Genomic DNA, 17313 nt, shown 5'->3' with positions numbered 1-17313 from the left:
GATGAACTCCTTGAGACTCCCCCGGCCTTAAGCCCGGGAAAGACCGCCGAATCGGCGGTCACGGCCCTGGAACGAGGCAATGGCGCGGACAAGCCCCCATCGATCGAAATCGGGCCAATACGTATCGGTGATATAAAACTCGGAATAGGCGATCTGCCACAACAGGTAGTTCGAGACACGCAGCTCACCCGACGTGCGGATGACAAGCTCGGGATCAGGCAGACCCGCCGTATAGAGGTGATCGGCAACGAGGGCGTCGTCGATCTGTTCGACGGCAATATCGCCTGTCGAAACGGCCTCAGCGATATGCCTGACGGCACGGGTGATCTCGGCCCGCCCGCCGTAATTGACGGCGAGGGCGAGCGTCATGCCCGTATGATCGCGCGTCTCGGCAAGACCGCGCTCAAAGACGTCGCGGGTCTTCTTGGGGAGCGCAGAGATGTCACCGAGAAACTCGACGCGCACGTTCTCACGTTTGAGCAAAGGCAGCTCATCGACGAACGTCTTGGCGAAGAGGTACATGAGCAGATCGACCTCAGCCTGAGGGCGATTCCAATTCTCCGTGGAAAAGGCGTAAGCGGACAAAACGTCAACGCCCATACGAACGCAAGCGGTGATGACGTCTTGCAGCGCCACGATACCGGCCTTATGGCCCTCTCCCCTACCGAGACCACGGGAGGTCGCCCATCGGCCGTTGCCGTCCATGATGCAGGAGATATGGCGCGGAATACGCGCCATATCGATATCTGCGATCGAGATGTCATCGGGATGCTCGGCGAAGAACTCGTTGAGCTTTTCGATGTCATAGTTCATGACTAGATCTCCATGTTCTGAAAGATAAGCAACTGTAAACCTCCTAAGAGTCTGTAGCTCGGGTTATACATTCTATCAGACCGATAAGATTCACAAGAACATACATTAGGGACACACTTGGGACACAGAAACACCCCGCCACGAGGGGCGCCGAGACCAAGGAGCAACCCATGACCATCCCCGAGTTGACCGAGACCATAGAGGGCGCGTCCGCCGTCCTGTCCGACGTGTCCGCAGAGCGGCCAGACCCCAGGCTCGCGCTCGTCATCGCCGCGCTCGGTGCCTGCGCTGAATCGCTCGACCGCATGTGGGAGGACCGGGGCGCGAAATAGAAAAAGCCCTCCACAACCCGAAGGCAGTGGAGGGGCGCAACTTAGTCCAATCGAAAACAAAAGCACCCCCTCCCGCGCGATGCGAGAGGGGGCGTTGCGATTAGATCTCTGGAATGACCGTCGGGGTGTCCTCGGCGGGAGCGTCGCGTGCGTCCAGCGCGTCGGAGATGGCCTGCATCTGCTCGGGCGCGAGGACGCCCCGCGCCATCCAAGCTGCGGCTCGCTCGGTGATGACGAAGCGGCTCTGGCCCTGGGCGATGCCGTCCATGATGCCGCCGAAGACGAAGGTGGAGAGGTCGAACATGGTTCCTCCTATAGGTTCGCGGCGGCTGCCACGACCGCCTGGGTGAGCTTGGATTCGAGGTCTGCGAAGGCGATGTTCACGTCTTTTAGGTAGTTGATATAGACGTTTGCGGGGATGTTGCCATCGTTCCAGACGTTTGAGGTTGCTTCTGGAAGTGCGGGGAGTTCAACCTTGCCTAGAGGGATGGTTTGCGGTTCGGCAAGCTGATAGATTACCTTCATTCCGCCATAGAGCTGATTGGCCTGTTCCTTCGTTGTCACCGATTCGGGGACTGTGACGTAAATCATCTTTTGATTGACGTAGCAGATACCGATGGTGTTGTTGACAGTATTGATAGCCTTTTCCGCGACAAGCCCCGTGTAGTTCGCCCCAATGTCAAGAACCTTATCAACCGCGTAATTGCGTCCCGTGCCCTTGATTACCTGAGCGCAATTCCAGTCATACTGTTTAGTTCGCTTGATTAGGCTAACATTGCCTTCAGCGTCAATTACAACTTCATCCGTTACCCCATTGGGTAGTGAGCAAAGTTCATTACCCTTTAAGTCAATTGGGGTTAAAGCCTTCGTCGCGGGCGCGGTATACCCAGTTGCATTGCCGCCGACTTCGAGCTGTACGGCGATACGAGCATTGGAAAACTTAGTGCCAGCCGTTGGTACACGCACGCTGCACTCGCTGATTATCGTTGGTTTGTCCAAAGAGATGGTGATTGTCGGATTTTCCACATTGGTATTCGCAAGCCACGTATTGTCAGAAGCATTGCGAATGAAAAATATGCAGTCTTTCGGGAATCCGATGGAATCAACGCTGAGTGTATAAACCCCTGCTAGGAGTGTCACCCTAGTGTTGTCATCGATTATCTTTATATCAATATTGCTACTAGTAGTCATGCCATTAACTATGACTGATTTATCGTTTTCCATACTCGCAGAAATACCTGAATCGGGCTGATTTGGAAGACTGTAAATTCCGAGTAGATTCTTGCCCGCAACCACCAATTCAGCCTTGTTGAGATTGGTTATCTCTTGGGGGCAATCAGGTGATGGGGATGGTTTGCCGCCCGTGTAGGGTTCATAAGCGGTTGCCTTTGCGCCTTCTTCGATTTGGAAATGACTGTTAATGCAGTTCTTTCCAGCATCGGTGTAATTGCCGCCAAGGAAGAGTTCTTCAAACTCACCGATGTTCTCTGGCGTGGTGAAGGTTTCGGAAGCGTTCTTGATATAACCGACTGTCAGGCCAATCTCCTTGCTCTGTTGGGCGTTGAAGGCGAGAAGTTTAAAGCCCGCTTTACCGTCTGTGATACCGCTACTTGAGTAGGTATATTTGGTGTTTGGCTTCAGGATGTTCTTAAATCCTCTGATGTTGTAACCAGATACGTAGCGTTCCCCGCCTAATAGGTTCTTGCCAGTGGTTGTGAGTTGATTGCTCTGCCCTAAGACTTTGCCTTTAAGAATCGGTGCCTTCCAAGAGTCATGGAGATTAATGAAGGTTGATTCCGCTTCACCCTTTAAAACGTTTCCTGAAGGAACTGGTAGTTGTGCAACTGCCGCTTCGGCCTTGTTCGCTGCCGTTGTGGCGTTGTCTGTGGCTGTCTGCGCTTTGGCTACAGCTGCTTGGGTTGCTTCTTCAGTCTTGGCAATAGCCGCGTCTGTGGCCGTCTTCGCGTCCTGCGCCGCTTTGCTCGCTGTATCTGTTGCCTTCTTGCAAGCTGCATCCACCTTTGAATTCCAAGAGACAAGTTTAGTGTTGAATGTCTCTGTTCTCTTGGTTTCATTTGCGGCTCTGGTTGCTTCTGCCTCCACGCGCCCCGTCTCGGCGGTCGCGCGGGCCTGCTCCGCCTTGGCTCGGGCGGTCTCGGCGGCCACGCGGGACGCCTCGCCATCGGTCGCAGTCTGCGCCGCCGCGTCCGCCTTCCCCGCTGCCGCGTTGGCTGCCGAGGTGGCCGCGCTCGCATCTGCTACGGCCTTGGCCGAGTCGGCCTTGCGCTTCGCCTCGGCGGACTCGCGCTTGGATTCCGCCGCGATTCGCGCCGCCTCCGCTTCTGCGCGCGAGGACTCCGCCGCAGCGCGCGCCTTCTCGGCCTCGGTTCGGGCCTGCTCCGCCTCGGCGACCTCGGCGATGGCTGCGGTGACGCGGTCCTCGGCCTGCCGCGCGGCCTGCTCGGCCTTCGCGGCAGCCTCGTTCGCTGCCTTCACGGCCTCGGCGCTCGCGGTCTCGCGGGCCTTCTCTGCTGCGATGCGCTTCGCCTCCGCGTCGGCTCGGGCGGTCTCAGCCGCCTCGCGCACAAGCTCGGCCTCGATTCGCGCGGCCTCTGCGGACATGATCTGCGCCCACAGGTCGGGCTGCTCCTCGCCGGGGTCTAGCGGGCCGGTGAAGCCCGACTCCACGACCACGAGCGGGTAGCGCTCTTGCGCGGTCACGACGCGGACCTCGCCGCCGACGTAGCCCAGGAGGCACGTGGAGACGGGGCCTGTGGACTCCATGAGCGACGGCGGGACGGCGACCGTCATGTCCTTGTCCGGAATGTAGCGCTTGGGCGATTCGAGCGACGGGCCGCAGAGGACCACCTGGTATGAATCGCAGCCGCGGAACTCGGAGTCCAGGTCGAACTTGATGCGGTCCGCGTTGAGACCATGTTGCACGACCTCCCGCTTGTCCCATGCGATCTTGCGACCGCGCACCTGCGCTGTGTGGACCAGCATCAGCGGCCTCCAATCTTCACGATGATGTAGCTCGCCAGCGCGACGGCGCACAGCGAGCAAATGATGATGATGCCTCCCGCCATCAGAAGCGGCCCTCGTTGAGCGCGCGCTGCATGGCCTTGACGGTCGGGGAGCCCGCGTCGAGCTTGCCGTCCTCCACCTTCGCGCCGGAGGTCGGCTTGAAGTGGCGGATCATGGCGTTGATGGTGTCGGGGCCGATGAAGCCGTCTGCGGGGACACCGCAGGCGCGCTGGATCGCGCCGATGGTCTGCGAGCCCGGCTGCTCGCCCCAGGGCGCGGAGAACTCCCAGCCGCCCGTGCAGGCCTTGAGGCGGTGCTTGTGCTGCGGGTTCTGGCGGGAAATCTTGCCGTCCTTGAACGGACAGCCGAGCACCTCCTGGATTCGGCGCGTGGTGGCCTCGCCCCAGTAGCCGTCCACGGCCAGGCCCTGCGGCTTGGGGGCGGGCTGCGGGGCGGGCGCGGGCGCGGGTGCGGGGGCGGACGCGCCGATGCCGAAGGCCGCGAGGATGCCCCTGGCGAGCTCGTCAATCTGGGAATCGAACTTGGCGGCGTCACCGGCGTCGGAGATGAAGCCGCACTCCACCAAGCGGTAATTCACGCCAGCTCGGGCGGCGCGGTTCGGGTTGGCGAGGTCGGAGCGTCCGACGATGGTCTTGGAGCGACCGGGGAAGAAGCCGCCGATGAAGGCCGCGAGGGCGTTGTCGATGGCGTCGGGGTTGAAGCCCTCCTTGATGATGACGTGGCCGCCCTTGGCACCCGCACCAGCGCTGTCCATGTGCAGCTCGATGACGGGGACGCCCTTGGGGCAGTGTCCGCGACCGATGCCGTTGTCCTTGTACCAATTGCGGTTCATGTCGCCGACGATGACCTCGGAGCCGCCGAGGGCCTGCATGCGGGCGGCGAGCTTGCGGACCTGAGCGGCCTCGCTGAAGCCGTTGGCGCAAGCGCCGGGGTCCCCTGCGCCGTGGCCTGCGATTGCGAATACCTTGGCCATGGTTAGGCCTCCTTCTTGTAATTGCCCTTGAGCTCGGTGCGCTCCAGGGCGGACTTGCTGTCGGAGATGCCGCTGGTGGTCGGGTCGGTGATGCAGGCCCAGACGGACGTGAGCATCGAGACGACCACGACTGGGTTGCCGAGCGCGGCGGCGATGGTGGAGCCGAGAGCGGCCCACGTGGTCATGTCGGCCCACTCCGCGCCCATGCCGACGATGAGCGGCATTACGACGGCGCAGGCGAGCTGCGCGATGAACACGGGGTTCTTGAAACGGACCTTCCAGTTGATCTGCATGTCGTTCTCCTTAGATGTCGTCTGGCGCGTCCACGTGGGCGCGCATGATCTCCTCCCAGAGCTGGGTGCCCGTGCCGTTGCCCCCGAGACTGTGGTAGGCCTGGTACACGGACGTGGCCTGCTCCTTGATGCGCACGGGGCACGGTCCGCCCGACACGACGTACTCGCGGTGGTAGTCGATGAGCTGCTGGCGCAGCAGCGCGCGCATGCCCATCTCCATCGCGTCGTCGTGCGTCTTGCGCTTGTCGCGCTCGTCGCGCTCTCGCCTCATCTGCGAGCCGAGCCACCCGACGAGGGCGGCGAGCACTGCGGTGACGAGGTAGTTGGCGGCGGTGCCGATCAAGTTGTCCATTGGCGTAAATCACCTCCCGCCTTCGTCTAGGCGCGATGAAACGCCCGCCCTCCCCCGCTTGAACGGGGTCGGCGCTGCATGAGAAAGGCGGCCCCCGAGAGGACCGCCGTGCGATGAAAAAACCAGACCGTTCAGGCGCAGAATCGGACCAGACGGTCTGGGTTTTCGACCGATAAATTGAAAGAAAGGAATCACCTATGAACGTCGCCGCGACTTGCGATCTGTACATCACCGCGAAGACGGCCAAATGCCGTCAGAACACCCTCGACGGCTACATAAGCGCCATCCGCCATGTATCACGATCTGAAAATCACGGGCGTGGTCGGCCTCGCATGGTAGTTAAGCCCTGAACGTGATGGCGTAATTGAGGTCAGCGCTTCCCGTTCCCAGCGCGTCGGTTCTGACCACGATGCTGTCGGTGATGACAACGCCAAGAGGCACGACGTTGGCCTTGGACCAGTCGGCGTTCGTCACGCTGATGACTGCCGTACCGGCGGACGCGCCGACAGAAGATGCCAGCGAGTCCAGCTCCTGCTTTGTGAAGAGCTGCACATTGGTGCTATCGCAGGAGACGGTCTTTGTGCCGCAGATTGTGACGCTCTTCGTAAACCGGCCTAAGGAATCCTGTACCGTCTTGAGTTCGGCCTTGGTGGCCTTGTCACCGAGCGCCGCGTCGAGGCCAGTCACGTCCCCGGTGACGTGCTTGTGGGTTAAAGCGGCGAAGGCGGTCTTGAGCTTCGCCCACAGATACGTGAGGCCGGTGCCGCCTAGGACGCTCTCGCTCGCAACCTGCTCGCCAGCGGCGATACGGTCGATTTCGTCGGTGGTGAGACCGACCAGCGTGGCGTTGGACATGCCGACGCGCTCCCATTTGCCGTCGATGCTCATCCATTCAAGGTAGTTGTCCTGACCGTCACCTGCAGGCACGTCCATCAGCGCGGCGAGGGCGCTCATTGCCTGACTGGGGATGGGGACGAAGTACAGTTTGCCGACCTCGCCCGAGACCGTGGGCATGAGGGTGTCGGGGTCGAATTGGCCCTCGTTGAGCTTCACGACCTGCAATCCCTGCGCGGCGGCGTTGTTCGCCGCCTGGTCGGCGTTGTTCTTGACCTGCTGGGCGGCGCGCTCCTGCTCGGCTGTGACGCGCTTTGACTCGGCGTCCACACGGGCGGCCTCGTCCTCGGCGCGATTTGCCTCGGCGTTGACACGGGCGGTCTCGGCCTCCTTGCGAGCGGCCTCGGCCTGGCCGTCAGCACCGGCTATGCCGTAGGTCTTCGTGCTGCCGTCGCTCATATGAACTTCTGCGCCCCAGATCTCGCCATCGAGCGAGACGTCCTGGGAAGCGCGGACTAGGAAACGGTCGTCGGACTTTGCCATGGTGGGCTCCTATCTTTGTCTTCGAGGATGGTATGAGGGCGCTCCCCCGCTACTTGGCGAGCACCCCGACCGCGAGCGGCTGGTGCATGTAGGTGTCTACGACAACCACGTCGCCGACCATCACACCGGAGCAGGCGGTCGTCATGGGCACCGAGGACAGCTTCACGGGGATCGCTGATGTGCCTCCGTCCACGTCGAGCACGTTCCCGCGCACAGCCTTCACGACCATGCGGTCGCGCCTGAAAGCTGGCATCTGCGCGTTCCTGTTGGACGCCTTTGCGCTCCTTCGGCCCAACGCCCTGTAAGCGGCCTCCTCGCGTTGGCTCATCTGCATCACGACCTCCTCCTGAAAACGCGGACCTCGGAATCGACGGCGCAGCCGCCGCCGAGCGTGAGCGTCTGGGCGCGCACCTGGAACCTGCCTTCGATGCCGCCGCTTCTGTATGAGACGTCCACCGTGTCGTTCACCCTGACGGGAACATATGGGTGGCGCATCCTCAGACGCCATATAACGGACTGGGCGGTGGACAGCATCGTCTGTGCGCGCTTGTCCGCATATGCCTGCATCTCGCCGTCCGTCTTGCCTGGAGGCAGTCCCATGTACGAGTAGCCGCGCGTGATGGTCCTGCCTCGCCTTACGGTCGAAAGCGGGCTATCGGGGTCACGGTCCCACGCCTCGGAGGCGATGACCTTGCCCTTCTCATCTGGGCCGTAGATGACGACGACATGGTTGGCGGCGTCGGTGTAGTCGCGCTCCTCCTCGATAGCGGGGTCGAGCCTAACGTTCGGGTCGTCCTGCGAGAACGTCCACGACGGGGCGATCTCGCCTGGGTCTCGGTACTTCTCGAACACGACGCGCCCCATCGGGTCTGTGAACGCGGCTCGGAATCCAGCTAGGTCCAGCAGGTCGTTCACCATGTCGAGCTTGGTGTCTCCGATCTCGGAGTTGTTCTGCTCCGCACCTATGCCGTAGGCCCTCGTGTCGGTGACGGTGTAGTCGCTCGGCTCCGCGACGACGGTGAGCCCGCAGTCCTCGCACACCTTCTTTGCAACGGCCACGGCGTTCTCGCCCTTTGATACGGTCACGGGTGACGAGAAGCGGTCATCCAGCAACTCTTGCAGGCGTCCATACATGCGGACGCCCGCCGTCGAGTACCCTGCCCTGATGGACCTGCCGGGGACAACGGGCAAGAAGGTGCCGAGGACGACATCCTCGGTCTCCCCTCCAGCCCATTCGACGGTCATGTAGACCCTCACGAGGTCGGGGCCGAAATCCACCTCGTCAACCATCGGGAACTCAGCGCTCTCCTTGATTCGCGTGTCGTCGTTCCTAGTCACGGTGCCACCCTTGAAGGCGTTCAGGACGGCGGTCTCGAGGCCAGTCTTGCGGTCCACGCGCATGAAGCGGTAACTGGTGTTCGTGAACCTCTCGCTCCACCTAGCCATTGCGCGGACCCTCCCACATAGCCTCCGTGAGCGACGCGCTCACATTCCAGGTGCCGTAGTTCTTCGCCGAGTAGCCGAGCGTCCAGTCGGCCTTGACGCGGTGGCGTCCTCCCCAGTGGTCCCTGAACCAGCAGACGGCGTTGGAGCGGTCGCGCCTCATGGCGTCAAGCTCGCGGTACTCGTCTGCGGTCGTGACGATGTAGGAGTGCGAGCAGCTGGAGCTCATACCGCCGTCCGGGTAGAACGCGGGCAGCGATGAGGAGCCGACACCGTTGATGAACTCGAACCACTCGCCGCTGTGAGATGTGCCGCTGCTTGCATCCGCGTCCAATCCGAGCAAAATCGCCCTGCCAGCGTCCACGCCGAAGTTGAACGCCTCGGACCCGTCCGAGTCGATATGGGCGACAACCTCAGCCGTAGTTGCCGTGCCAGCCGCGCTGTATGCAGTGACCAGATAGGTGTAATCCACGTTCAACGGAGGCAACCTGTCGATGACCTCGTTGCCGCTCGCCAGGTCATCGATGAGCATCTCCTGCGAGCCGTCATCGAGCATGCGCGCCACGGACAGGCGCACGGTCGGCATCACCGTCAGCAGGGACTCCGGGCTGTCTCCCTCGCCCTTGTACACGACGATTCGCGCTGAGAGGTCGCCGAGCACGTTGGTGACGGATACCTTCGGCTCGGCAGGCTCGGCGTAGTTCGTGGAGATCAGGCGCTTGGCCTGTGCCACGAGCGAGTATCCGTCCAGCGCCGTGAGCTGGACGATGTACTTTCTCTCATTCTGGGGCAGATACGTGTCCACCGAGAACGAGTAGGAACGCGCATCGACCGGCAGCTGCGCGGAGTGGAGCACGTCACCAGTCTCGGTGAGAAGCCTTATCTCCTGGGAGCTGACGCCAGATGACGTGACTATATCCCACGTTGCCACGAACGGGATGAGGTCGATGACCTCGCCATCGGAGGACGGTGTGACGAAGTGCGCCGTGGGGGCGTTCTCGGCGTGGAATGTGCCCTGGGGGGACCACGCGCCCCAGGACGGGTCGAGGCCCTTCGTGCGCACTCGAACTAGGTGATCGCCCTCGACCGTCGCGCTTACGTCCGCATGAGATTCGGTTGTCACCTCCACGACGCTCGTATGGCCATTCGGGTCGGTGACCTCGACCTGGGCCGCTGTCTGCGCGGAGCCGTCGGGGTGCGCCTTGGCCCAGGAAACTCGCACGGTGGCGGGCAGCGCGTAGACGTTGGCGAACTCGGAGAGGGTCGGGGCGTTCGGCGGGACAACGGTAGTGACAGTTTCAGATTCGCGGTAGCCGGAATACAGGTCGCCCTTCTTGGCCCGGACACGCGCCCTGACGGAACCGCCGCCAGCATCGACCTCGATGCTCGCGCCCATGCTCTTCTCGGCACTCCATCCGCCGCTGTTCAGCGAGAGCTGGTAGAGGTAGCTGTCCGCCCAGGGGCTAGCCGCCTCGATTGAGATGCGGACGCGGGTGCCGCCGATCTTGGCAAGCGAGACCGACTTGGGAGCGGCGGGCGTGGTGTAGACGTAGTCATTCTGGGTGCTGTAGTCCGAGTAGAGGCCGTTTGTGGCCCTTACGCGGTAGTCATAGCGAGAGTTCCCAGAGATGCCCGTGTCGGCATAGTTGACCGATGTCGCTCCGAGGGTTGCGATCTGCACCCAGCCGCCGTTGTTCGTCCTGCGCTCGAGCAGGACGTTCTTATAGGATTCGGCGGCGTTTTCGGCGATGCGCCACGACACGTCCGCCCTGCTGTCGGACTTGCGGACCGCCGCGCAGCCGCTCGGCGCAGTTGGCGTGGTGTAGACGTAGGCGGGGCACTCCACGTAACCGGAATGTCCGCCCGGTCCCTTCGAGCGCACACGGTAGTCATAGCGATGGCCGGCCGAGATGGAGTCGCGGAAAGACGTGGCGTCCCAGTTCAGTTCCTTTATCTGACCCCATCCGCCAGCGTCGATCCTGCGCTCGATGAGGACGTTTGACCACGGGTACGCGCCGTCCATTCCGGTGTAATCGCCGCTCCACTCGAGCACGGCGACATCGTCGCTTTCGCGTTCAGCCGTGAAACCAACCGGAGGCTTAGGTGCCGAGTAGGGTATGCCGCCGATCCAGACGTTGCAGTTTGCTCCGGAATCGCCGACCTGGAATCCACCTAGGTGGAAGCCTCCGTAGCAGCCAACGTTCCTTCCGTCGCCGTAATGCTTGGCAACGGTGAAGTCGCGGACGAGCATGTCCTTCGTGACAGTCTGACCCCTGCCAGCGTACACCCCGCCGACGCCGACCCATCCGCTGGACTGGCCATCGCAGCTCACGCAGGCGGTGTTGCCGTTCGCCACGTTGAAGCCATATGCGAGCGACTGCCAGCGTGCAACCACTCGGATGGTGGCGGTCGTGGAGGTCTCCGACTGAACCCACGCCGCGACGCCGCCTCGCCAGTTGCGGACGTTTCCGCCCCATGCCTCTGCCATTATCGGACTCCCATCATGTTCATGAGTTCCATCTCGTTGAAGATCACCTCGACCGCTTCCATGACGCGGGGCGACGAGGACTGGATTTGAGCGCCGTTGATGTTCAGCACGTAGGTGTTGCCTGCCCGCTGCGCAGTGCTGCCGCCGCGCATGGCAGCGACGGTCTCCTGGGCCACAACCTGCGCGAACGGCGTAACGTAATGGCGGTTGGTGAGCGGGACTATCGCCTCGGCACCCGCCTCGCCAGCGATGTGGCGCGTGATGTCGGTTGCGCGGGTTGCGATGCCGCCAGCCGCATGGAGGGCTATGCCTCCGCTAGCGTGCTTTGTGCGAAGACCGTTGGCGCTGATGTTCAGGTTCTTGCTGAACAGGTTGCCGATTGCGTTGCCGAGGTCCCAGATGGAGTGACGCGCCGAGTCGAAGTTGCCCTTGGCCTCGACCTTCACCTCTTTGTCTTTGAGGTTGCTGATGGACTTCTTCGCGTCGTCGGTGGCCCTCTTGGCGGAACCGTCTGGGACGTTGCCGTGGGCCTGCACGTTTGCGTCCTTGTTCTTGAGGTCGGTGCCGTTGTAGCTGTTGATCTTCTGGATCATCAGGCCAACGTCCCCATTGCAGGACTTCCAGAGCTCGTCAAAATTCGCGGAACCGATTTGGCGCATCTTGCTGGTGTCGGCACCGAGCGCCGCAAGGTTCTCCTGGAACGTCCCGACGCTCTGTCCAGATTCCTGAAGGCTCGTGGCGACCGCGATTGCGAAGTCTTGGTAGCAGAGCTCCTGCGCGGCAATGTCGTTCTTGACGCTCTCTGCGAGGTTGGAGGAGTTGAGCGCCATTGCAGCCATGGCTTCAGATGCCGACTGCGATGCGCTATCGACACCGACCTGCGCCTCCTCGACCGCTCCCTTCATCTGGATAACGGCATTGCAGGCGTCCTCGTATGCCTTCTGCTCCTCCTGCGTTGCGGTCCTACCAGCAGCAGCGGCAGATTGAAGTCTCTGGTAGGCAAGCTCTTTTTCAGCAAGTGCCCTGTTGTAAGCATCGGTCGCGGATTTAAGCTCTATCTCCGCCTTGACCTGGGCCTCGATATAGCCCTGGACGACGTTTTGCAGCGCCTGCTTGCGGGCGTTCTCCTCCCATGCGCGGGCGTTCTCGAGAATCTTCTCGGTGCTCTTGCTGAGTGAGCCCCTGGCCGCGTCGGTGATAGATACGGAGTCTCCGGTGATCTTGTTGTAGCCCTCGACGGCGAGCGACAGTTTGCCCTGCTCGAGCGCCGTCAGGCTCCCCTTATTGCCGAGCTGTTCGATGGTGGCGACGTAGTTCTCGAGCGATTCCCTCGACACGGCGAACTGGCTCAACGTCTCCTGCGCCTTCGCGTTCATCTCGGAGACGCCTTCCATGGCCTCACGAGCGCCCTTGGCGACAGTTTCGTAAGACGTTGCGACGCCCTCGGCGGATGCGGTCAAGCCACCAGCAACGTCCGAGAACGTCTGGGAAGCCTTGGCAAGCTCCTCCTGGCGTTTGGCGGCGGCGCGCATCCTCTCCTCGCACTTTGCGAACGCGGCGGCGAGGAGACCGACCGACACGGCCACGGTGCCTGCAAGCATGATTCCAGACATCTGCATGGCCACGCTCTTCATGGCGAGTCCGAGTCCGTCGGCGTTCTTGGCGGCGGCTTTGGCCTCTGCGGCGCTCTTTGCCAATTCGGCGCTGTACGCCTCCATGGTTGCCTCGCTAAACCCCATCGAACGTTCGACGGCGCGCAGCGACGGCTCAAGCGACTTGATGCCTTCGGCGGCTTTCCTGGCCTCCTTGGTCGAGTTGCCGAACGCAGAGACGAGCTTCGCGTTAGCCCTGTAGTCGTCAACAGCGGCAATCATGTCAAGGTTGTGCGACTTCGCCTTTGCGAGCAAGGATTGCCTCGCCTCGCCGGAGGTCATCATGGATGCAGCCATGGCAGCGTTCATGGCGTTCTCGGCCTTCTTGACCTTGCCAGCGGACACGACCATCGCATCCCACGCCTCGACGTACTTGTCCACGCCGCCAGCGGCCTTCACGGCGGCGTTCTTGGACAGACCGAGCGCGGAGATGAAGGACTTTGCGCTGCCGTAGGTGCGCAGGTTCGCGCCGTCCAGGTTCATCATCGCGTCAGTGAAAACGGCGAGATTGGACGTGACTGAGCCGAAGCCATCCATCAGACGGCCAGAGAGGGACATGAGGGGGCCAGCGCCCGCCGCAAGTCCGGCCATGGCGATGATTGCCCGCTGACCGCCCTCGTCCATGTCGGCGAAGGCCTGCGCCGCGTCTGCGACGCCCTGAATCATCGGGTCGAGCGCCTCAACCGCGTCAATGACCGCGTTGACGAGTGGGCGACCGACCGTGATGGCGATGGCGTTAAGCTTGTTCTTGAGAACTTCGATGCGCGAGGCCATCGACTCGTTCCTCTGGTCAACCTCCTTCTGCAACGCCGTGTTCTGCTCCCACGCGCTAGTGGAAAGCTCGAGGGCACTGGAGAGGACGCTCTGCTTATGCGTGACGGCCTCCGTCGAGCCAGCGAGGCGGCGCATGACGTCGGACTGGCGAATCTGGGTGAAGCCCAGCTCGCCCATGATGACGTTCATGTCCTCACCGGCAGCAGTTGCGCCGCCGATGCCCTCGATGAGCGAGTTGAACGCCCCAGCGGCGTCCTCGCCCCATGCGCGCCTGAACTCCTCCGCGCTCATGTTGGCGCGGCTGGCGAACGCCTCGAGGTCGTCCCCGCCGTTGGCGACCGCCTTGCCGATGGACACGAAGATCTGCGACAACGCGGAGCCGCCCATCTCGGCCTTGATGCCGAGCGAGCTCATGGCACCGGCCATGCCGAGTATCTGAGCCTCGGACATGCCAGCCTGCGCACCGGCGGACGCGAAGCGCATCGCCATCTGCGATACCTCGGACTCGGTGGTGGCCATGTTGTTGCCGATTGCGACGAGCGTGGAGCCGTAGTTGCTGAACTCGTCCTCTGCCATGCCGACGATGTTGGCGAAGCGGGCCATCTCCGTGGCGGCGGTCTCCGCGTTCATGTTCGTTGCGATGTCGAGGCCGCTGACGGTCTTGGCGAACGTCTCCAGCTTCCCGTTGCTGATGCCGAGCTGCGCGCCCAGGGCCTCGATGTTCAGGATGGTCTGCGCGTCCACGGGCTGCGTCTTGGACAGCTCGAGGGCGGACTTCGCCAGTTCCTCGAGCTCGGACTCGGTGAGGTCGGAGGTCTTGCGGACGTTTGCGAGGGCGGTGTCGAACTCGACGGCCATCTTGCCAGCGTAAGCGCCGCCAGCGACCATCGGCAGGGTCAGGCTCTTGGTCAGCTTGTCGCCGACCTTGGCCACCCGATCGCCCATGGACTCCCACTTAGCGCCGACCTTGGCGATGTTGGAGGTCATGGAGTTGGCGCTCTGGGCGGTCAGCTTCTCCATGCGGGACAGCTTGTTTCCGAGCCTGGATGCGCCGTCTATCGCCCTGTCGAAGCCGTTGCCGTTGAATACGGAGCTTACGGCGATTGTGATTGATGCTTTACCCAAGGCTCAACAACCCCTCGTCGCAGGTCTTCTGCACGAGGTCGCTAACCTCGCGCACGATTTCTTCCTCGTCCTCGAGAAGCGCGCGAAGCAGGGCGCGCGGAGGTGCGCTGCCGAGCGGTACGCCAGCCCTGCGGCCAGCCCTCTTGCCCTCGAGGATCACCGCACCCGGATTGGCGAACTCGATGACGCCGCCGCCCGGGTCGGTGGAGACGAACTTCACGCCGTTCGCGTAGGTGCGCAGGGCGAGCGACTTGGCGTAGGAACCCGTGGGGTTATCGCCCAAGCCGCCCGCGTACGTCTTCGCCTTATCGTAGGTCGGTCGCACGAGCTCCTTGATGCCGCGCTTGAGCTCGGACGCCATCTCGGAGTCCACGGCCCTGAGCCCAGCTATCACGTTGTCGAGGTTCTGAACGCGGATTGAGAACACGTCAGCCGACCCCTAACCGCCTCTTTGCTTCCTCGCGTTCCGCGCGGAGCCTGTCGCGCGCTCGGACGGCTGTCTCCCCCGGCTTCCTCCACTCGGGCTTTCCGTCCGCATCCCTTTCGCGTGACGCCGCTAGCTCGGCGTCGTATGCCATCTGCAAGAACAGGCGCGGCATGCCGAGGGCCATGTCGATTACCTCCGGCACCGACATGCCCCCGTACCTGCTCAGGGCTAGCAGTTCTCGCCAGAGGTATCCGTAGGGTTTGCGTCGGCCTCGGATACCTCCTCGGCCTCGTCCTCGTCTTCGGCCACGAGGTCGATGTCGATCTTGCACATGGCGCGGGCGATCTTCATTTCATCGACCTTGTGCAGATTGCCGATCTCGACGCCCTCGATACCAGCCTCCTCGCCTGCAATAAGACCAGCGAGGCAGGCCACCGTGGCGGAGTCGGGGTACTTGACTCCGTTGGAGCTCAGGGCGACGCGGGCGAGCATCGTGAAACCGTTGGCGTAGACGACCTCGCCGATGACCTCATCGCTGCCGGGCTTGGAGTAGACGAACTTTCCGTTTTTCACAGCGCGCTCCTTTCATCCGTTTGCGCTGCGGGAAATATCGGCCCTCCCTCCCCCGCCGACGCGGCATGAAAAAGGCCCCCTTTCGGGGGCCTTCCCATCCGCTGGGGCCGTCTGCTACTTGGATGCCTTGGGAGCCTTGGCGGTGAACATGGCGGCGGCTGCGGCACCGGCGTAGTTCTCGACCTTGTTCACGACCGTAATGGTCACAGGGCTGGACTTCGCGTCGCGGACGATGGCGGAGTCGCAGGTGAACTGGATCGTGGCTTCGTTGCCCTCGGGGTCGGCCTCGGGGAACTCGGCGCTGAAGGGAACGTGGTCGTACTTGATCTCGATGTACTGCTTGGCGTCGGAGTCGAGGACGAACTTGGCGTACACGGAGCCGAAGACGACCTTGGAGGAGACGTCGGTGGCGGATTCGGAGCCGGTGAGCATCTTCTGGAACTGCTTGAAGTCGTCAGGGATGGTGGTCACGCTCACACCAGCGGCCAGCTGGCCGATGCCGATGTCGCGGGGCATGGCGCGACCGAGCGAGGACTGCGCTGCGGCGTTGTTCTCGATGGTGAAGGATGCCTCGGAGACGAGGGCGACCTTCGGGTCGGCGCTGGCGGTGTCGAGCTTGAACTCGCAGTCCGTGGTGATGAACTGCCCGTCGTAGCAGGAAGCCTTGAGCGCGCCGGGGATCTCGGAGAGACCGAACTTGGAGTCGATGCCCATGAGGGAGATCGCGGCGTCGAGGTAGTCGTTGCCGGAGGCGGTGATCTGGAGGTTGCCCACGCGGCAGCCGACCGTCTTGCCGATGCCCTTGTCGAGCTGGCCCCACAGGGTCAGGTACGGCAGGTCGGCGCCCATGGTGATGACGTGCTTATGGTAGCCAGCGCCTGCGGTTGAATCAGGGCTGGACTTGATAGCGCCGAGGGCGGCGTAGAGGTACAGCGGGAACACGTCGGGGTAGCACAGCGTGTTCACGGTCGGGTTGGCCTCGATGGACTCGACGCGGGCGTTGGAGGCCGCGCGGTTGCCGCAGGATACGGCGCGGGACGCGGTGCTCTTGGAGACGGCGTAGGGGGTGCCACCAGTCAGGCCGTGCAGGTACTTGGGGGTCTCGGCTGCGGTGTCACGGTCGGTCTGCAAGGCGACAGCCGCGAACGCGATGGAGGGATTGACGGACATGTGAATCTCCTTAGTTGATGGTTAGCGGGTCTATCTCCGCCTTGACGCGGACACCCAGGTCGATTGCCGCCAGGTAGAGGGCTCGGTCGTTCTCATAGGCGGTGCCGCCCTGGGATACGAACGGCTCGGCATGGATGGCGAGGCCACCGAGCGTCCTGTCGGCTGCGATGGCGGCGATGAAACGCTCGGCCCAGCCGAGGACCGTCTCAGACGCCTTGTCCACGCCTTTGCGCTTGGCCCAGGCCTGACAGGCGATGGAGAACTCGACGCGGTAGCATCCGCGCGCGCCCATGCCCATGGTCGTGGCCGTCGAACGGTCGCCGATGTTCACGGACTCGGGCAGCTCGCGAACGATGAACTCGAAGGGCTTGCCGGTGGTCGAGCCGCCGATGCTCACGAACGGCTTGGGGTCGCAGTCGGCAAGCGCCTTTTCGGCAACTCCCTCGACGTACTTGATGCACTCGGAGAACACCACG

16 protein-coding genes are annotated in these 17313 nt (G+C 62.6%); 1 reads left to right on the top strand and 15 read right to left on the bottom strand.

Going from position 1 to position 17313, the window contains the following annotated elements; all coding sequences use genetic code 11:
* Positions 1 to 27 precede the first annotated feature (27 nt).
* On the bottom strand, positions 28 to 813 hold the full coding sequence (gene uppS / locus AOBCEHNH_RS03180; protein WP_152063136.1) for an undecaprenyl pyrophosphate synthase: 786 nt from the start codon (positions 811 to 813) through the stop codon (positions 28 to 30).
* Between the two features lie 170 nt (positions 814 to 983).
* Between uppS and AOBCEHNH_RS03175 the strand changes: the two genes are divergently transcribed.
* Complete coding sequence (locus AOBCEHNH_RS03175) at positions 984 to 1145, top strand: hypothetical protein (protein ID WP_193221161.1); 162 nt, start codon at positions 984 to 986, stop codon at positions 1143 to 1145.
* Between the two features lie 100 nt (positions 1146 to 1245).
* Here AOBCEHNH_RS03175 and AOBCEHNH_RS03170 read toward each other — a convergent pair whose 3' ends face one another.
* From AOBCEHNH_RS03170 to AOBCEHNH_RS03105, 14 genes are all read right to left on the bottom strand, one after another.
* Positions 1246 to 1449: a hypothetical protein gene (locus AOBCEHNH_RS03170; protein WP_152063135.1), complete on the bottom strand. Its 204-nt coding sequence runs from the start codon at positions 1447 to 1449 to the stop codon at positions 1246 to 1248.
* Positions 1450 to 1457: 8 nt separating this feature from the next.
* Positions 1458 to 4148: a hypothetical protein gene (locus AOBCEHNH_RS03165; RefSeq protein ID WP_152063134.1), complete on the bottom strand. Its 2691-nt coding sequence runs from the start codon at positions 4146 to 4148 to the stop codon at positions 1458 to 1460.
* 82 nt (positions 4149 to 4230) lie between these two features.
* Entirely contained in the window at positions 4231 to 5163 is a 933-nt protein-coding gene (locus AOBCEHNH_RS08020) for an N-acetylmuramoyl-L-alanine amidase (RefSeq protein ID WP_226803216.1), read from the bottom strand.
* Positions 5164 to 5165: 2 nt separating this feature from the next.
* On the bottom strand, positions 5166 to 5456 hold the full coding sequence (locus AOBCEHNH_RS03155; protein WP_152063133.1) for a phage holin: 291 nt from the start codon (positions 5454 to 5456) through the stop codon (positions 5166 to 5168).
* 10 nt (positions 5457 to 5466) lie between these two features.
* Positions 5467 to 5808: a hypothetical protein gene (locus tag AOBCEHNH_RS03150; RefSeq protein ID WP_152063132.1), complete on the bottom strand. Its 342-nt coding sequence runs from the start codon at positions 5806 to 5808 to the stop codon at positions 5467 to 5469.
* 339 nt (positions 5809 to 6147) lie between these two features.
* The gene (locus AOBCEHNH_RS03145) at positions 6148 to 7185 is read right to left on the bottom strand and encodes a hypothetical protein (RefSeq protein WP_152063131.1); all 1038 of its coding nucleotides are present in this window, start codon (positions 7183 to 7185) and stop codon (positions 6148 to 6150) included.
* 49 nt (positions 7186 to 7234) lie between these two features.
* Complete coding sequence (locus AOBCEHNH_RS03140; RefSeq protein ID WP_152063130.1) at positions 7235 to 7519, bottom strand: hypothetical protein; 285 nt, start codon at positions 7517 to 7519, stop codon at positions 7235 to 7237.
* The gene (locus tag AOBCEHNH_RS03135) at positions 7519 to 8631 is read right to left on the bottom strand and encodes a hypothetical protein (protein ID WP_152063129.1); all 1113 of its coding nucleotides are present in this window, start codon (positions 8629 to 8631) and stop codon (positions 7519 to 7521) included. The genes AOBCEHNH_RS03140 and AOBCEHNH_RS03135 overlap by 1 nt, the downstream gene beginning before the upstream one ends.
* Positions 8624 to 11116 carry a fibronectin type III domain-containing protein gene (locus tag AOBCEHNH_RS03130; RefSeq protein ID WP_152063128.1) on the bottom strand — a complete coding sequence of 831 codons (2493 nt, stop codon included), beginning with the start codon at positions 11114 to 11116 and terminating at the stop codon, positions 8624 to 8626. Before AOBCEHNH_RS03130 ends, AOBCEHNH_RS03135 begins: the two co-directional genes overlap by 8 nt.
* Entirely contained in the window at positions 11116 to 14667 is a 3552-nt protein-coding gene (locus tag AOBCEHNH_RS03125; RefSeq protein WP_152063127.1) for a phage tail tape measure protein, read from the bottom strand. The genes AOBCEHNH_RS03130 and AOBCEHNH_RS03125 overlap by 1 nt, the downstream gene beginning before the upstream one ends.
* Positions 14660 to 15094 (bottom strand): hypothetical protein, encoded by a 435-nt coding sequence (locus AOBCEHNH_RS03120; protein WP_152063126.1) that lies wholly within the window; start codon positions 15092 to 15094, stop codon positions 14660 to 14662. Before AOBCEHNH_RS03120 ends, AOBCEHNH_RS03125 begins: the two co-directional genes overlap by 8 nt.
* Before the next feature lie 228 nt (positions 15095 to 15322).
* Positions 15323 to 15667, bottom strand: a complete 345-nt coding sequence (locus tag AOBCEHNH_RS03115; protein ID WP_152063125.1) for a hypothetical protein — start codon at positions 15665 to 15667, stop codon at positions 15323 to 15325.
* 114 nt (positions 15668 to 15781) lie between these two features.
* Positions 15782 to 16837: a phage tail tube protein gene (locus AOBCEHNH_RS03110; RefSeq protein ID WP_152063124.1), complete on the bottom strand. Its 1056-nt coding sequence runs from the start codon at positions 16835 to 16837 to the stop codon at positions 15782 to 15784.
* 10 nt (positions 16838 to 16847) lie between these two features.
* On the bottom strand, positions 16848 to 17312 hold the full coding sequence (locus AOBCEHNH_RS03105; protein ID WP_152063123.1) for a hypothetical protein: 465 nt from the start codon (positions 17310 to 17312) through the stop codon (positions 16848 to 16850).
* Between the last annotated feature and the right edge of the window lies 1 nt (position 17313).

Origin of the sequence: Collinsella intestinalis, from assembly GCF_902501455.1 — a bacterium.
GTDB lineage: Bacteria > Actinomycetota > Coriobacteriia > Coriobacteriales > Coriobacteriaceae > Collinsella > Collinsella intestinalis.
The sequence above is the reverse complement of the archived record's forward strand: the minus strand, read 5'-3'. Positions and strand labels throughout refer to the sequence as shown.

What these genes read in the sequence shown, in the direction of transcription:
- AOBCEHNH_RS03155 (WP_152063133.1), bottom strand. Translation starts at nt 5,456, where the DNA reads ATGCAGATCAACTGGAAGGTCCGTTTCAAGAACCCCGTGTTCATCGCG.
- AOBCEHNH_RS03175 (WP_193221161.1), top strand. Translation starts at nt 984, where the DNA reads ATGACCATCCCCGAGTTGACCGAGACCATAGAGGGCGCGTCCGCCGTC.
- AOBCEHNH_RS03110 (WP_152063124.1), bottom strand. Translation starts at nt 16,837, where the DNA reads ATGTCCGTCAATCCCTCCATCGCGTTCGCGGCTGTCGCCTTGCAGACC.
- AOBCEHNH_RS03165 (WP_152063134.1), bottom strand. Translation starts at nt 4,148, where the DNA reads ATGCTGGTCCACACAGCGCAGGTGCGCGGTCGCAAGATCGCATGGGAC.
- AOBCEHNH_RS03145 (WP_152063131.1), bottom strand. Translation starts at nt 7,185, where the DNA reads ATGGCAAAGTCCGACGACCGTTTCCTAGTCCGCGCTTCCCAGGACGTC.
- AOBCEHNH_RS03135 (WP_152063129.1), bottom strand. Translation starts at nt 8,631, where the DNA reads ATGGCTAGGTGGAGCGAGAGGTTCACGAACACCAGTTACCGCTTCATG.
- uppS (WP_152063136.1), bottom strand. Translation starts at nt 813, where the DNA reads ATGAACTATGACATCGAAAAGCTCAACGAGTTCTTCGCCGAGCATCCC.
- AOBCEHNH_RS03170 (WP_152063135.1), bottom strand. Translation starts at nt 1,449, where the DNA reads ATGTTCGACCTCTCCACCTTCGTCTTCGGCGGCATCATGGACGGCATC.
- AOBCEHNH_RS08020 (WP_226803216.1), bottom strand. Translation starts at nt 5,163, where the DNA reads ATGGCCAAGGTATTCGCAATCGCAGGCCACGGCGCAGGGGACCCCGGC.
- AOBCEHNH_RS03140 (WP_152063130.1), bottom strand. Translation starts at nt 7,519, where the DNA reads ATGCAGATGAGCCAACGCGAGGAGGCCGCTTACAGGGCGTTGGGCCGA.
- AOBCEHNH_RS03150 (WP_152063132.1), bottom strand. Translation starts at nt 5,808, where the DNA reads ATGGACAACTTGATCGGCACCGCCGCCAACTACCTCGTCACCGCAGTG.
- AOBCEHNH_RS03130 (WP_152063128.1), bottom strand. Translation starts at nt 11,116, where the DNA reads ATGGCAGAGGCATGGGGCGGAAACGTCCGCAACTGGCGAGGCGGCGTC.